The 15,355-nt window shown below is 69.3% G+C and carries 12 protein-coding genes; 8 read left to right on the forward strand and 4 right to left on the reverse strand.

Annotated features, from left to right (window positions below):
• Positions 1 to 123 precede the first annotated feature (123 nt).
• On the reverse strand, positions 124 to 990 hold the full coding sequence (locus tag ACIA8Q_RS31480) for an FG-GAP repeat domain-containing protein (protein WP_396318104.1): 867 nt from the start codon (positions 988 to 990) through the stop codon (positions 124 to 126).
• A 272-nt stretch (positions 991 to 1,262) separates the two neighbouring features.
• On the opposite strand from ACIA8Q_RS31480, the gene ACIA8Q_RS31485 reads away from it, so the two are divergent.
• From ACIA8Q_RS31485 to ACIA8Q_RS31500, 4 genes are read left to right on the forward strand one after another with little or no spacing between them, the layout of a single operon-like run.
• Positions 1,263 to 2,147: a 3-hydroxyacyl-CoA dehydrogenase family protein gene (locus ACIA8Q_RS31485; protein WP_396318105.1), complete on the forward strand. Its 885-nt coding sequence runs from the start codon at positions 1,263 to 1,265 to the stop codon at positions 2,145 to 2,147.
• Positions 2,148 to 2,149: 2 nt separating this feature from the next.
• A complete protein-coding gene (locus ACIA8Q_RS31490) occupies positions 2,150 to 2,446 on the forward strand; it encodes an acyl carrier protein (protein WP_396318129.1) in 297 nt (98 codons plus the stop codon).
• Positions 2,439 to 3,548, forward strand: coding sequence for an acyl-CoA dehydrogenase family protein (locus ACIA8Q_RS31495; RefSeq protein ID WP_396318130.1), 1,110 nt, complete (start codon positions 2,439 to 2,441; stop codon positions 3,546 to 3,548). The genes ACIA8Q_RS31490 and ACIA8Q_RS31495 overlap by 8 nt, the downstream gene beginning before the upstream one ends.
• A gap of 14 nt (positions 3,549 to 3,562) precedes the next feature.
• Positions 3,563 to 4,648 (forward strand): HAD-IIIC family phosphatase, encoded by a 1,086-nt coding sequence (locus ACIA8Q_RS31500; protein WP_396318106.1) that lies wholly within the window; start codon positions 3,563 to 3,565, stop codon positions 4,646 to 4,648.
• 140 nt (positions 4,649 to 4,788) lie between these two features.
• Here ACIA8Q_RS31500 and ACIA8Q_RS31505 read toward each other — a convergent pair whose 3' ends face one another.
• A complete protein-coding gene (locus ACIA8Q_RS31505; RefSeq protein ID WP_396318107.1) occupies positions 4,789 to 5,361 on the reverse strand; it encodes a MarR family winged helix-turn-helix transcriptional regulator in 573 nt (190 codons plus the stop codon).
• Positions 5,362 to 5,475: 114 nt separating this feature from the next.
• Between ACIA8Q_RS31505 and ACIA8Q_RS31510 the strand changes: the two genes are divergently transcribed.
• The 3 genes from ACIA8Q_RS31510 (at position 5,476) to ACIA8Q_RS31520 (ending at position 11,270) form a co-directional block, all read left to right on the forward strand.
• Positions 5,476 to 6,936, forward strand: coding sequence for an MFS transporter (locus ACIA8Q_RS31510; RefSeq protein WP_396318108.1), 1,461 nt, complete (start codon positions 5,476 to 5,478; stop codon positions 6,934 to 6,936).
• 290 nt (positions 6,937 to 7,226) lie between these two features.
• Positions 7,227 to 8,048: a collagen binding domain-containing protein gene (locus ACIA8Q_RS31515; RefSeq protein WP_396318109.1), complete on the forward strand. Its 822-nt coding sequence runs from the start codon at positions 7,227 to 7,229 to the stop codon at positions 8,046 to 8,048.
• 354 nt (positions 8,049 to 8,402) lie between these two features.
• Complete coding sequence (locus ACIA8Q_RS31520) at positions 8,403 to 11,270, forward strand: AAA family ATPase (RefSeq protein ID WP_396318110.1); 2,868 nt, start codon at positions 8,403 to 8,405, stop codon at positions 11,268 to 11,270.
• Between the two features lie 471 nt (positions 11,271 to 11,741).
• Here ACIA8Q_RS31520 and ACIA8Q_RS31525 read toward each other — a convergent pair whose 3' ends face one another.
• Positions 11,742 to 12,629, reverse strand: a complete 888-nt coding sequence (locus ACIA8Q_RS31525; protein ID WP_360209858.1) for an NAD(P)-binding domain-containing protein — start codon at positions 12,627 to 12,629, stop codon at positions 11,742 to 11,744.
• 52 nt (positions 12,630 to 12,681) lie between these two features.
• Between ACIA8Q_RS31525 and ACIA8Q_RS31530 the strand changes: the two genes are divergently transcribed.
• Entirely contained in the window at positions 12,682 to 13,050 is a 369-nt protein-coding gene (locus ACIA8Q_RS31530) for a helix-turn-helix domain-containing protein (protein ID WP_360209856.1), read from the forward strand.
• A gap of 780 nt (positions 13,051 to 13,830) precedes the next feature.
• On the opposite strand, the gene ACIA8Q_RS31535 is transcribed toward ACIA8Q_RS31530, so the two are convergent.
• Positions 13,831 to 15,072, reverse strand: coding sequence for an Ig-like domain-containing protein (locus ACIA8Q_RS31535; RefSeq protein WP_360209854.1), 1,242 nt, complete (start codon positions 15,070 to 15,072; stop codon positions 13,831 to 13,833).
• Between the last annotated feature and the right edge of the window lie 283 nt (positions 15,073 to 15,355).

Genomic DNA, 15,355 nt, shown 5'->3' on the forward strand with positions numbered 1-15,355 from the left:
ACCGGGTGGGGGGGGTCCTCTACACATCCGAGCTCGGCATAATTATCTGATTATATTACTCTACCCGGCCCCGGGGGGGCGGGGGGGGGGCCCCCCCCGCCCCCGCCCCACGAGCGGGACGGGTCAGCTGACGATGTCGAAGTCGACCCATCCGGTGGCGACCGTGACCGGGGGGAGGAAGGTCGCGCCGGGGTTCTCCGGGTCGAAGGTGCCGCTGTGCCGGTGCACCATCAGCGTTCCGTCCTGGTGCAGGGCCAGCAGGTCCGGGCGGCCGTCGCCGGTGATGTCGGTGATGTCGATCACGGACACGTCGTTCCACCCCGCGCCGAGCCGGTGCCAGGCACCGTGGCCGAGCGGCTCGGCGGACGCGCCCTTGCCGCCCGCGTAGACCTCGTAGCAGGAGAGCGTGCCGTCGGAGTGCCGCACCAGCAGGTCCGGTTCCCCGCTGCCGGTGATGTCGGCGAGGCCCACCGGCAGGTCGGTCTCCGCGATGACGGCGAAGTCCTGCGGGGGCGCGAAAGTCTCGCCGCCGTCGACCTTGCCGCTGTGCAGGATCCGGTGGATCTCCCCGGTGCCCTGCACACGTCCGATGATGTCGACCGTCCTGGTGCCGGTGAGGTCGCCCAGGGCGATGGTGTCGTAGGTGCGCTCCGGGGGCTTCCCACCGACGTGGATGGGCTCGCCCAGGGTGTCGAGGCCGTTGAGTCCGCCCTGGTTGAGGAAGATCAGGCAGCGGTCGTCATTGCTGATGCAGACGATGTCGGCGGTTCCGTCTCCGGTCAGGTCACCGGCGCACAGCCACAGGTGTGAGCCGAAGCCGGTGCCGATCAGCACCGGAGCGCCGTACGTCTCCATGCCCTTGAACTCTCCGCCGTGCGGAAAGACGAACAGCTCTCCCGTCCCGGCGTTCCGGACGAGGAGGTCCTGCCGTCCGTCGCCGTTGAAGGAACCGGACCTGAATACGGCCGGAACGAAGCTCAGTGTGCCCATTCTTAATTCCCCGGGGAATGCGGAGCCGACTCGGTGTTTTCGGAATCGAACGTAACCAGCGGCGCTGCCGGGGTGAACCCCAGGAAGTGCCCGCTGCCTGGCCCCTGCCCGACATCTGGGGCTGTCGCCGGCCGATCCCCTAGGACCCCAGGCCGAGTAGGGGTTGCTCCCACGCTGGGCCCCGAACAGGATTGCAGCGCACATTCCCATTCACACTGCGGTGTCTCGCCCGCGCGGTTCCACGGGAATCGCGTGCGACGAAAGGACGGCACATGGAAAGGCCCGGGGATCCGGTGACCGACGACCGAGAGCCGCACCGGCTCGCGGTACTCGGGGCCGGCGTCATGGGGACGAACATCACGACGCTGGCACTCGGCCACGGGGTGCCGGTGACCCTGATCGACGTCGATCAGGCCAGGCTCGGCGAGGCGTCCGAGCTGATCGCCCGACAGCTGCGAATGGCCCGGCTGATGAACGCTCTGCCGGAGGGTGTGGAGACCGGCGAGCTGCGCACCGGGGCCGCCGTCGAGGACGTCGTCGACGCGACCGCCGTGATCGAGGCCGTGACCGAGGACGCCGGCATCAAGGCCGAGGTGCTGGCCAAGGTCTCCGCAGTGGTCCGCCCGGGCACCCTGATCGTCTCCAACACCTCGTCGATCCCGATCGACGAGCTGGCCGCGTCGGTTCCGGACCCGGGACGCCTCGTCGGCGTCCACTTCATGAACCCGACGTACCTGATCCCGACGGTCGAGGTCATCCGCGGCCCGCGTACCGCGGACTCCGCGATGGCGGCGGTCACCGCCTTGCTGACGGCCGTCGAACGGCGGCCGATCGAGGTGAACGACGGGCCGGGCTTCGTCACCAGCCGCATCCTGCACCGGATGATCAACGACGCGGTCCGGGTCGTCGAGGAGGGCCGGGCGAGCGCGGAGTCGGTCGACGCCCTGATGCAGGGCTGTCTGGGGCACCGGACCGGGCCGCTGCGGACGGCCGATCTGATCGGCCTGGACAATCTCGCGGATTCGCTGCGGGTGTTGCACGAACGCACAGGTGATGAGGGGTTCCGCCCCGCGGAGCTGCTGGTGTGCATGGTTTCCGAAGGCAAGCTCGGCCGCAAGAACGGCCGGGGTTTCTACGAGTACGGGGAGGCGTCGTGACGATCGCGGCCGATGGTAAGTCCGAGCTGGGAGCGCAGCCGCAGGGCGGTGTCGAGCACCAGGTGCTGGAGTTCCTGCTGACCCGCACCAAGACCGCGTGGAAGGCGGACCAGGACCTGTTCGCGTCCGGGACGGTGTCCTCGCTCTTTGCGATGGAACTGGTGGTCCTCCTGGAGAAGGAGTTCGGCGTCACCATTGGCGGGGCGGACCTGCGGCTGGACAACTTCCGTACAGTGAACAACATGGTCGCCTTGGTGGCTCGGCTGCACGAGGAGAAGGCCGGGGCGCGTGGTGAGTGACCGTCTCGCTGAGGCCTGCGCCCTGGCGACTGCGGCCGTCGGCGACCAGGCCGACGACTGGGACCGCGCGGGTGTGATCCCGGTCGATCTGGTGCGCGAGCTCGGCACCAAGGGGCTGCTCTGCGCCCAAGTCCCGAACGAGTACGGTGGCCTGGGCTTCAGCAGCCTGGACAACGGCGAGTTCACCGCTCACGTGGGCAGCCTGTGCTCCTCTTTGCGCAGCCTGATGACCTCGCAGGGGATGGCGGCCTGGACGCTGCAGCGCCTCGGCGGACGGGAGCACCGAAAGGCCTTCCTGCCGAGGCTGACCAGCGGTGAGCTGGCGGCGGTGGCGTTCAGCGAGCCGGACGCCGGCAGCGACTTGTCGGCGATGACCACCACCATCACCCCCAGCGGCGACTCCATCGTGATCGACGGGCGGAAGACGTGGATCACCGCTGCGGCCTACGCGGATCTGCTGGTGGTGTTCGGGCAGCACCCCGATGGGGCCGCCGCGGTGGTCGTTCCCGCCGACGCCCCGGGGGTGCGGATCGAACGCGTGCCCGACCCGCTCGGCTGCCGCGCGGCCGGCCACGCCGAGGTGGTGCTGGACTCGGTCCGTGTCCCGGCCGACCACATGCTGCCGAGCGCGGGCCAGCCCGTCGCGCTGCTGGTTACCTCCGCCCTGGCGTACGGCCGGATGTCCGTGGCGTGGGGCTGCACCGGGATTCTGCGGGCATGCCTTGCGGCCACGGCCCGTCACGCGCGCACCCGCCGGCAGTTCGGCCGTCCGATCGCCGAGCACCAGCTGGTGATGCGTCACCTTGCCGAACTGGTCGTCGCCGAGCAGACCGCGGCCCGGGCGTGCGAGCACGCCAGCCGCTGCTGGGACGAGGGCTCGCCGGACGTGGTGATGGCGACCGTGCTGGCGAAGCACGTCGGCGCGACCAATGCGACCAGGGGAGCGGCCGAGGCCGTTCAGGTGCTGGCCTCCGCCGGGGCGCGGGACGGCGGCGTGGTCGCCCGGGCATACCGCGACGCGAAGCTGATGGAGATCATCGAGGGCAGCAGCGAGATCTGCCAACTGATGCTAGCCCAAGGCGCGTTGGCGACCTGGGGATGAGGAAGGACGGGATCGTGTCGGAACAGCACTCCGAGCCTGCGGCTCTGGTGAAGTGCCTGGTCTGGGACCTGGACAACACGCTCTGGCAGGGCACGCTCTCCGAGGACGAGGAGGTCGTCCTGCCGGAGTCCGTGCGGGAGGTCATCCTCGCGCTGGACGCCCGGGGCATCCTCCAGGCAGTGGCCAGCAAGAACGACCACGACCACGCGTGGGGCAGGCTGGAGAAGCTGGGCATCAGCGAGTACTTCGTCCTGCCGCACATCGGCTGGGGTCCGAAGTCCGAGTCGGTGCGGTCGATCGCGGACCAGCTCAACTTCGCTCCCAGGACGATCGCGTTCATCGACGACCAGCCCGCCGAGCGGGCCGAGGTCGCCTACCACCTTCCGGACGTGCGGTGTTACTCCGCCGACCAGGTGGAGGCGCTGCCGACGCTGCCCGAGTTCAGCCCGGTGGTTTCGACGGTGGACTCGCGCCGACGGCGCCAGATGTACCAGGCCGGCTTCCGCCGCGAGGCGGAGCGGGCCGAATTCACCGGCCCGGACGAGGACTTCCTCCGCTCGCTGGACCTGGTCATGACCATCGGGCGAGCCACCGACGAGGAGCTGACGCGGGTGGAGGAACTCACCCTGCGGACCAGCCAGATGAACGCGACCGGGGTGCACTACCCGGACGCGGCGCTGCGGGCCCTGATGTCCGACCCGCAGCACGAGGTCCTGGTCGTCGCGATGGCCGACCGCTTCGGCCCGCACGGCGCGGTCGGGGTGCTGCTGCTGGAGAAGCGGCCGGAGGTGTGGCACCTCAAGCTCCTCGCCACCTCCTGCCGGGTGGTCTCGTTCGGGGCGGGTGCCGCGATCCTGCGCTGGCTGATCGACCAGGCGGCATCGGCCGGGGTCCACCTGGCGGCGGACTTCCGCGCCACCGACCGGAACCGGATGATGGAGGTGGCGTACCGGTTCGCCGGCTTCACCGACCAGGCGTGCGCCTGCACGGCGGGCCTGCCCGCCGCGACCGGCGACGACATCCAGCGCCTGCACCTGGAACCAGCCCCGCAGGAGCCGCCGACCACGCTGCGGTTGTCGGCTCCGGCCCTCGCCGGCTGAGCACCGGCCCCCGGACGGCCGGACGCCGGCCACCACGCGGCCGCCGGGCCGTGGAACACACACCCCCGATGTGTTCCGCGCCCCGGCGGCCATTCCGTCGTCCGGCCCTCCTCCTGGCCAACCCACCCCGGTGCGGTCACTCAGGCCACGCCTGCCCGGTCGGGGCGGTCCACCCCTCCCTGACGGGCCGTACGGCCCGAGGTCTCGGCCGCAGGGGCGGCGGCCGAGGCCTCCGGTCCGTGGGCGCGCTCCTGCTCCAGGAAGGAGAGGAAGTCGTCGACCATGCGGCTGCCCAGGCGGACGAGGTCCCGCTGGTCCTGCTCGGGCCACGACGCGAACGCTTGCGACAGCCAGCTGAACACGACCGCCCGGTACCGGGTGCTGAGTTCGGCGCCCCGGGGCGTGAGCCCGATGAGCCGGGCGCGCCGGTCCTGCGGATCCACGACCCGCTCCACCAGGCCCTTGCGCTCCAGGCGCTGGACGTGGCGGGTGACGTGCGGGCCCTCGACCCGCATCTCGGCGGCGATCTCGCCGATCCGGCGCGGCTCGCCGGCGGACTGGAGGACGCCGAGAACCTGGAGAGCGGGCCGTTCCAGGGACACCTCCGCGAGCTGGGTCGCCCGCTCGTGCAGCCAGCCGCTGTTCAGGGCCGAGCCCAGCTGGGCGAGCTTGGGCGCGAGGGCGAACAGGCCTTCCACATCGTCGTCGCTCATGGCTCTTGCGTCCTTCCAGATAGATACCTAAGGTAGGTAATGAACTCGCAGGGGCCGCGCACTGCTCGCGGACTGCCTACCTCAGTTAGCTACTTTATCGAAAGGAGATCCGACATGTCTCGAACCACTCAACTGTCCACCGTGCCGAACTCGTCCCCGGCCGAAGGCTCGCCACCCCAGCGGCGGCAGGGGCTGGTCGTCCTCGCGCTGTCCATCGCCGCGTCCACTGCGTCGATCCAGCAGAGCGCGGTCATCCCGCTCCTCCCGCGGCTGCAGGAGTCCCTGCATGCGACCGTTACCTCCGTCGCTTGGGCCCTGACGGTGAGTCTGCTCTGCGGCGCAATCGCCACGCCGCTCTTCGGCCGGTTCGGCGACATGTACGGCCGGCGGAAGATGCTTCTGCTGACCCTCGGCTTACTGGTCGCCGGTTCGGCGGTCGGCGCTCTGTCGACCTCAATCGTCACCCTCATGATCGCCCGCGTGCTCCAGGGCATCTCGGCGGCGACCGTACCGCTGTCCATCGGAGCCGTCCGGGACCTGTTGCCACGCGAGAAGATGGCCACCGGGATCGGCATCCTCAGCGCCACCATGGGCATCGGCGTCGGCCTCGGAATGATCATCAGCGGTCTGATCGCCCAGTACACCAGTGGCTACCGACTGGTCTTCTGGATCATCGCGGGCCTCGCGGTCGTGGCTACCCTGCTCGTCGCCCTGGCCGTCCACGACGTCACCCCGCCGCCCGGCGGCCAGCCCGATGTCCCGGGCGCCGTTCTTCTCGGCGGCACCCTGGTGTGCATCCTGCTCGCTGTGAGCCAGGGCCGCTCGTGGGGCTGGACCTCCGGTGGGGTCGTAGGACTCCTGGTCGGTGCGGTGGTGCTCGGCGTGGCCTGGGTCATGGTCGAGCGACGGTCCGCCAGCCCGCTGGTCGACGTCGGCATGCTGACCCACCGCGGCACCATCGGGGCCAGCCTGGCCTCGTTCATGCTCGGCTTTGCGCTCTACGCAGGCTTCACGCTGCTCCCCAGCTTCGTCCAGACGCCGTCGAAGGCGGGCTACGGGTTCGGCGCCTCCGTCCTGATGGCCGGTGTCTACCTCTTGCCGACAACGCTGCTTCTGCTCGTCATCTCCTTGTACGCTGGCCAGCTGGTGCGTCGCACCTCGGCTGCCGCGATGGTCGCGACCGGTTCGGCGGTGGCCATGCTGTCCAATCTCTGGCTGATCATGCGCCATGGCCACCCGTACGACATCTACGTGGCCACCTCCCTGCTCGGTGTCGGCGTCGGCCTGTCCTTCTCCGCCCTCGGGACGATGGCCGTGGAGCACGTGGACCCGAACAAGACTGCCGTAGCCAGCGCAGTGAACAGCCTCGTCCGGCTGGTTGGTGGCGGGGTGGCCGCCGCCCTCACCTCTGCGATCCTGAGCTCGGACACCATTAAGGGCACCAAGGTTCCGAGCGTTCACGCCTACCAGGTCAGCTTCACCATCGCCGCGGTCTCGGTCGGCCTCGCGGCGCTTTGCGCCGGCTACTTCGGCTGGATGAACAAGCGGACGGTGGCACCGATCGCCGAGGAATAGCCACCAGTGCCCGGCTCCGGCCGGCGAACCGCCACCGAAGTCATCCAACGGGCCGTGGGGACACACGGCCCGTTGCCGGATGCGCGGGGCCGGGTGTGCCTGTTCGTGAGGTTGCCGAGGTCGTACAGAAAGGGATCAGGGCCATGTGGGGGCGGATTGCAGATTTTGCAGGTCGGGCCGTTGCCCGCGGGGCCGCGAGGGCGGGAGGCGGCTCATGGCGTGCGTCAGCGATTCCGTTCCTCCTGCGCCTTCGCGGGCTATGCGTTAGCGCACTGGGGTTCGCTGCCGCCTTGCCGTACAGCCGTCGACCGTCGGCCGACGGCCGCAGCTCGATCGACGGGGTCATCACCGGCGTCCACGGTACCCCGCTTGCAGAAGCCATGCTGACGGTGGTGGATCGCACTGGCCGGGAGCTGGCCAGGTCCAGGTCCGGGAGGCACGGCGGCTGTCGGCTCCCGGTGCCCGGCCCCGGGGACTACCTCGTGGTGGCCGCCGCTCCGGGCCACCAGCCGCGCGCACTGTCGGTAACTGTGGTCGAACGGCGCACCGAGCTTTCGCTCTGCCTGACCACGTCGTCGAGCATCGCCGGCATCGTGCAGGACGACACGCTGTGCATGCCATTGGCCGACGCCCTGGTCTTGCTCGTTGACGCCAGTGGTTCGGTGGTCGGCTCCCGGATGACCTCGGCGGATGGCGCGTACAGCTTGCCCAGTGTGCGGCCGGCCTCGTACACGTTGGCGGTGGCGCATCACCAGCACACGCCGGTGGCACGAGAGGTGATGGTCACCGCGGAGTGCCAGCCGACTGCGGTGGATGTGGCCCTGAGCTATCGGTTGTTGCAACTGGACGGTACGGCACGGGACCGGCACGGCGTCCCAGTGGTCGGCGCGCGAGTCACACTCACGGATCGCGGCCTGATCGCGCGCGAGGTGCACACTGACGCCGCCGGGCGTTACCACTTCCAGTCGCTCCCCATCGGACAGTACCGCCTGAGCGCTGTCGGTCCTCTGAGTGAGTGGGTCGAGCTCGAAGTGACGCTCCACAGGGATCGACACCGACTGGACCTGTGGCTCGATGGCCCCCAAGATCAGTTAGGGTATGAACCTTCTTGACAGGTTCGCGGTAGCGGTCTTGGATGGACGGGGCCGATCTGGTGGCCTGCCTCGCGCGAGGGTGATTCAGATTTGAAGATTTCGAAAAGGTTCGGCGAGAGTTGATCAGGGGGGACCTGGTGATGACAGCTACCGCTAGGCCTTCTGGCCGGGGCTACTCCGCGACGACCCTGGAACCAGCCCGAAGACTCGTGAACTTCATTCGACCTTGAATCGCCCATTCCGGAATGTAGACCAGTTTGACAAAGTTTCAGACGATTCATGCGGTGGTGCCTCGCCGGGAATCTCGTCCGGTTCGGGTGATAATCTGATCCAGTAGACACGTGGCGTTGAACCTCGGGGGGAGTTCATACGATGGAGTTACTGGAGCGCAAGACAGAGATTTCCGCCATTGATGGATGTCTTTCGCGCTGCCGACAAGGGAGCGGTCGGATTCTCTTGATCGAGGGGCTCGCCGCCACAGGGAGATCGGAGCTGCTGCGCGCCGCCGTCGCGAAGGCGCGGCAGGCCGAGTTCACGCTGCTGACCGCGTCCGCCTCGCGGCTGGCCCGGGACGTTCCACTCGGAGTTGTTCGGCAGCTGCTGGGAAGCGCGCCGCGTGCTGCGGAGCTGCACGTCCGCAGCCTCAGCCAGCGGATTAAGCAGCTCCAGGCTACTGTAACGAGAGGGCCGGGCGACGACGCCGGGCTGCTGGCGGACTTCATCGATCTGATGATGGAGCTGACCGAACGGGCGCCGCTACTGCTCGTGGTGGACGACCTGCACGAGGCCGACGGACTTTCTCTGCAGTATCTGCTGCACCTGGCCCCGAGAATCCAGTACAAGCCGGCACTGCTCGTGTTGAGTCAGCTTTCAGCCGCCTTGCCGGAGGACCAATTCTTCCAGACCGAACTCAAACGGCAGCCGCACTGCCAATTGGTACGGATTCGGCCGCTTTCCCGGTCCGGGGTGGCCAGGCTGCTGGCAACTCGGCTGCCGGCCGAGGATGCCATGCGATTTGCTCCCGATTTTCACGAGCTCAGCGGCGGAAACCCGCTGTTGGTCCGGGCTCTGCTGGAAGACAGTCACGCGGCGGCCGTCCCGCCGAGAGAGATGTCGGGATGGACCGGGGCATGCGTAGTGGGCGAGGAATACCGTCAGGCCGTGATTGCCTGCCTGCAGCGCGGAGAACCCATGGCGGCAGCTGTCGCCCGCACCCTCGCTGTTCTCCAGGAATCGCAATCTGAGTACTTGGCAGCCGAACTGCTCGGTATAGAAGAGGATTTGCTGGGTCGCTTGAAGTTCGTCCTGGCCCAAAGCGGCCTGCTGAGCGTGAACGGCTTTCGACACCCGGCCACTCAGTCGACCGTGGCGGCGCTTCTGCCTGCAGAGGACGCTGCGGCGCTCCACCACCGGATCGCAGGCCTCCTCTACTCGAACGGGAAGGCGCCGGGCAAGATCGCGCGACACCTGCTCGCGGCCGGCCGTACGGACACCCCTTGGGCCGTTGGTGTCCTTCAGGAGGCGGCCGAGCACGCCTTGCAGGAAGACGACACTGAACTGGCCAAGAAATACCTGGAGTTCGCCAGCCTGTGCAGTGTCGATGAGGAACAGCGCAAGGCCATCGCGCTGGCCCTCGCCCGGGCGGACTGGCGGCGTGACCCGGCCAGTGCGCTGCAGCACCTCACGGAACTCACCGAGGCCCTGCAGGAGGACGCACTAGATCTCGGCCAGGCACTGCACGTCGTCCGAGCGCTCATCCGGCACGGGCTCCTCAACGGAGCGGGCGCGGCGCTGGAGCGGCTCGCCCGGCTGGCCAGCGACGAGTGCGATCCAATTGTCTTGGAGGACTACCTCGCCTTCCGAGCTTGGCTGTCGTGTACCTACCCGACCCTGGCGAGCCGGGTTCCTGCGCCATCGCCCAGTACGGCCCCCGAACTCTGGCGCCCGGCGTTCAGCGCGACGAATCCCTTGGCTACGGCCTCGACGCTGCTCGACGCCGTGCTATCCGGCGCATCCTCGAAGGACGAGATTGACGAGGTCGAACAGGCCCTGCGACCGCTTCAGTTGAATGATGCGACGCTCGAACCACTGGGCACCGCGCTCACCGCACTGCTGTACGTGGACCGGGTCGAGGAAGCGGGCGCCTGGTGCGCGGAACTGCTGGCCAAAGCGGCCAAGCGGGGCATCCCGACGTGGGAAGCGGTGCTGGCCTCTTTGATGGCCGAGGTGTCGCTCCGGCAGGGGGCACTCCCGCCCGCGGAGAAGTTCGCACGATCGGCCCTCGCCCTGGTATCCGCCAGAAGCTGGGGTCTGGCGATCGGATCGCCAATGGCCTCTCTGCTGAGCGCTGTCCTGGGGCGCGGGGACTTCCGAACGGCTAACTCTCTCGTCAACGAAGCAGTGCCGGAGGCCATGCACGATACCCGGGCGGGGCTCCAGTACCGGCAGGCCGTGGGCCAGTTCTTCCTTGAGACTCGGCGCCCGCACGCGGCCCTGCGGGAGTTCACAATCTGCGGTGCACAGATGCGCGAGTGGAACCTGGACCATCCACTGTTCGTCGCCTGGCGCAACGGAGCAGCCCAGGCACTGATCGAACTAGGGCGCCTGGATGAGGCTCGCGAGCTCTTGGAGGAGCAGTTGGAACTGCTCAAGCCTGAGTATCGGCGCGTTCGCGGGCAGACGCTCCGGATTCTCGCGGAGGCGAGCTCCCGTGCTGACCGCGAGGAGTTGCTCTCACTGGCCGTCGAGCATCTGGAAGGGGCGCCGGACAACCTCGAGTTGGCCAAAGCGGTGATCGCGCTGAGCCAGGCTTGTGCGGACGCCGGCAACCGCGACCGTGCAGAAGCGCTGTCCGAGCAGGCGCTGCGGCTGGCGCGCGCCTGCGGCGCCCAGCCGCTCGTGGACCGCCTGGCGCCCGCTCAATCACCGACAGCCGGAGCCAAGCGGGTCGGATCCGCAGGATTCGCGGCCCCCACGCAGGGCGCTGTCGGCGTCGACAGTCTGACCGAGGCGGAACGTCGCGTCGCCGCCCTTGTTGTCGAGGGACAGAGTAACCATGAGGTATCGGAACAGCTGTTCGTCACCGTGAGCACGGTGGAACAGCACTTGACCAACACCTACCGAAAGCTGAAAGTTCGCGGGCGAAGCCAGCTGCGCACCATCTACCGGGATGCTCTGGCATCCGAACGACATGCTGGACGCTCCCTGGAAGCGAGCCTGAATGCGGGCACCATTGTGTGATCGAGCAATGGACATCAGGCCGGCGGGAAGGCAGAGTGCCACGCATCGATGAGGGGGAGGTCATTGCGGGCGTTCGCGTAGCAGGTCGGGGTCGAGCGCAAGTCAGTCGACTGCTTGCGGTGCCAGGGCGGGGAGCGGAAGAGGCACTCTGAGGACGCCGATCGGGGCTACCATAGGGGTGTGAGGCAAATCACTCTAGAACTCCCCCTTGCTGGCCGCCTCTCACGCGCCTCTCACGGACTGAGCGTCATGAGGCGTCATCAGGCGTCATGCGTCGTGGACGAGGTAGGCCCTGACCTGCGGGATTCGGACTGCTGAACACCAGTCGGACAGTCTTTCGACCGCTGGGGGTCAAGGGGTCGCAGGTTCAAATCCTGTCGTCCCGACAGTATGTCGGAAGGCCGTTGGCTGGGAGGAATCCCAGGTCAACGGCCTTTTTGTTGATGGTTCGGCAGGGGGTCGGTGTCGGGTTCAGTGGCGGCTGAGGACCTCGGCGAGGCGGCTTACTCCGTCCTCGCCGTGGCCGAGGGCGATGGTTCGGCGGAGCAGGCCTTCGGCTGCGCGCATCACGCCGGACTCGATGCCGTGCGACTCGGCGGTGTGCACGACGTGGGCCATGGTGGAGACTCCGGAGGTGAGCGGGTTGATCGCGCCCGAGTAGCTGCCGCTGTCGAAGTCCTCGGCGAACTCGGCGAAGAGCGGGGGCAGGATCGCGCCGATCCCCTGGGCGAACGGCGCCAGCTCGCGGCCGCTGATCCCCTCCGCCTTGGCCAGCGCGAGCGCGTGCACGTACCCGGCCATCGCCGTCCAGAAGACGTCAAGCAGCGCGATGTCGAAGCCGGCCGCCCGGCCGATCTCCTCGCCGAGGTGGGTGCGGGTGCCGCCGAGTGCCGCCAGTACCGGCGCGTGCCGCTCGTAGAGGTCGGCCGGCCCGCTGAGGATGATGACCGCCTCCGGAGTGCCGATGCTCGGGGCCGGCGTCATGATGGCGCCGTCCAGGTACTCGACGCCGTGCTCCGCGGCCCAGGCGGCCGTGGACCGGGCCCGGTCCGGCGCGTCGGCGGTCAGGTTGACGAGGGCCCGGCCCTTGAGTGCGGCCTCGACCTCGTCGCGGTGCAGCACGGCGTCCGAGGCGTCGTGGTTCACCACGCAGATGACGGTCAGCTCGCTCGCGGCCACGGCCTCCTCCGCCGTGGCCGCGCTCACCGCGCCCCGGGCGACCAGCGCGGTGTCCCGGCCCGGGGTGCGGTTCCAGACCGTGGTTCGGGCACCGGCGTCCACGAAGGCACCGGCCAGGGCGCGTCCCATCGGCCCGAGGCCGAGCACGGTGACGGTGGGCCGGGTGTGGTTGGTAGGCATGATTCGTCTCCTGTAGACATGGTGGTGGACAACGACCACCCGGGGGTGAGGGATGACGCGCAGTCAGGCCGCGGACCCGAACGTGTGCGGAGTGACCGCCGTGATCGCCGTGATCGACGGCAAGTGGAAGACGTCCCTGCTCTGGCTGCTGGAGGCCGGCCCGTGGCGCCCCGCCGAACTCCGCCGACGGCTGCCGGGTCTCAGCGAGAAGGTCCTGACCCAGGCGCTGCGCGAGATGGAGTCCGACGGCCTGGTGCACCGCGAGGTGTGCGACGTCCTTCCGCTGAAGACGGTCTATTCCCTGACCGACTTCGGCCGCCGCCTCTCCGTCGCCCTCGGTCCAGTCTCCGACCTGGGGCACGAGCGCCTCGACCGCATGGCGGCGGGGCGCGCCGGGCAGGTCGGGTCAGCGATCTCCTGACTCGCTGTCATCTCCCTTCTCGCTTCTGGGCACCAGTCTCGCCGCACCGCGCGTCGGTGCCCAGTACGCACAAAAAGGTGGCTACTCGGTACGGGCCCGCCGACAGGAGAGGCGGGCCCACATCTCTCCCGATCCGGGGGCGTCGCGGCCTTCGCGGCCTTCGCCCGGACTGTGGTGCGCTGCTGTGGCCGGGGCGTCCCGACTGAGCCGCGGGTCCTGACGAACGCGGCCGGCGCCGTCACTCCGACGACCCCGGGTTCCTCCGTGTCGTTCGCCGGGGAGGAGCGCAGGGCGCACCTGGGTGGGCTCGAGCGCCTCCGGCTGCCCTGGGGTGCCGGCAGCGCGTCGACGTTTCCACGGCGCGGTCGATCCCGCCCTTCGTGTCCGCGCGCAGCGGCAGGTGGCGGGTCGTCGGGGCGATTCGCGGCCACCGGCCCGCGCGGTGTACGTCGAGCGGCTTCGACTCCAGGCGGTGGTACCAGCCCCGCTGCCGACTCCGCATTGCTGGGTGGGATGCCGCGGCAAGTCGGCCAGCCGCTCGCCTCCGGCGATCTGGGCCTCGGCGACCCGATCGTCTCGGACACATCGGAGCGCGACGGGAGGCCGGCCGAGGCGGGGCGAAGCAGCGCACCCGGGGGGTGGGGGCGAGGACGTCGACGTCCGAGCCGACGGGCGGCGCGGTGCGGGCCGGCGGCTGAGTGCCGGTCCGGGCCGTGGGTGGGGCCTTCCGGTGGCCCGCCGCCGGGTGGGGCGGCGCGGCGGCGGGGCGGGTGTCGGGGGTTACCAGGTGGTCCAGGGGAGGTTCCAGCCGCCCAGGCCGTTGTCGGGGGCGACGGGCTTCTCCTTGGTGTTCACGATCTTGACGACGTCGCCGATCAGGGAGTCGTTGAAGAGCGCCCCCGCGGGGGAGGTGTCGCTGCCGCCCTCGGTGTCCTTGAGGGCGATGCAGCCGTGGCTGGTGTTGGCCTTGCCGAACGGGTCGCCCTTGTACCAGTAGTTGCCGTGGAGGTAGGTGCCGCTCCTGGTCAGGCGCATCGCGTGCGGGACGGCGGGGATGTCGTACTCGCTGCCGAGGCCGACGGTCTGGGAGTTCATGTGGGTGACCTTCTCCTTCGACATGATCACCATGGTGCCGCCCCAGGACGGGTGCTTGTCGTCGCCGAGGGTGGCGGGCACGGTGGTGGTCCTGCCGTCCCGGACGATCGTCAGCTGGTGCGTGCTGGCGTCGGCGGTGGAGACCTGGGAGCGGCCGATGGTGAACGGCTCGTCCTTGTCCACGTCGCCGTAGACGCCGGGGGAGACCTCGACGCTCTTCAGCCGGTAGTGGATGGTGACCTTGGTGCCGGGCTTCCAGTAGTCGGCCGGGCGGAAGTCCAGCCGGTCGTCGCCGAACCAGTGGCCCTTCACCTCGGTGCCGTTGTCGGTCTCGAAGGTGATGCCGTTGGCGACGGCCTCCTTGTTGACGATCTTCGAGCTGAAGTCGACCTTGACGATCATGCCGACGCCGTAGGTGAAGCCGTCGGCGATGTTGTCGTTGGTGGAGACCTTCTTACCGGGCGTCAGCGTGGTGAAGGCGGTGGTGGTGGCGGCCACCAGGCCGTCGGCGTCCTTGGCCTGGGCGTTCACAGTGTAGGCCGTGCCGGGTGCGAGTGCGGCGGCGGGCTTCCAACCGGTGCCGTCCGGGGCGATCGCGCCCTGGACGGGCTTGCCGTCCTTGTCGGTCACGTCGACGGTGGTGAGCTTGCCGTTCGAGACGGACACCTGGAGCGCGTTCGGGGCGGCGCCCTGGGTGCCGTCCTTCGGCTCGACCGCCAGCACCGCGGCCGACGTCTTCGGCGCGGCTGCGGCCGCGGAGGCGGACGCGGCCGTGGGAGCCGGGTCGGCCGCCGTGCCGCTCTTGCCCTGGTCGTCCCCGCAGGCCGCGGTCATCAGCAGGACCCCGCCCATCGTCAGCGCCACCGCGCCGCGGTGGAGACGGTCGGTGGTGCGTATGGCGGCCCGGGCCGCCCGAACAGTGCTCACAGTTGCTCCCTCTCGGTGTTCGTCGCCAGCTTGTCCGCCGCTCCGTCCCGGCCACAACGGCCGACGGTCGATCAGGGACGCTGGGACGCCCACACCTGCTGTGACCTGGGAAGACGTAAACTTCCGGGGACGCGTCAGCGGGACGGCGGAACCGCGGGACGGCGTCCCGCGTGCTGTCAGCGGAAGCTCACGCCGAGAACTCCCGGCCGTCGGGGGCGGGGCGGGGCAGCCGTGGGACGGCGCCGAGCCCGCCGGCCGACGGCGGCCGGGTGCGGGGCACGGT

The organism is Kitasatospora sp. NPDC051705 (genome assembly GCF_044453265.1).
GTDB lineage: Bacteria > Actinomycetota > Actinomycetes > Streptomycetales > Streptomycetaceae > Kitasatospora.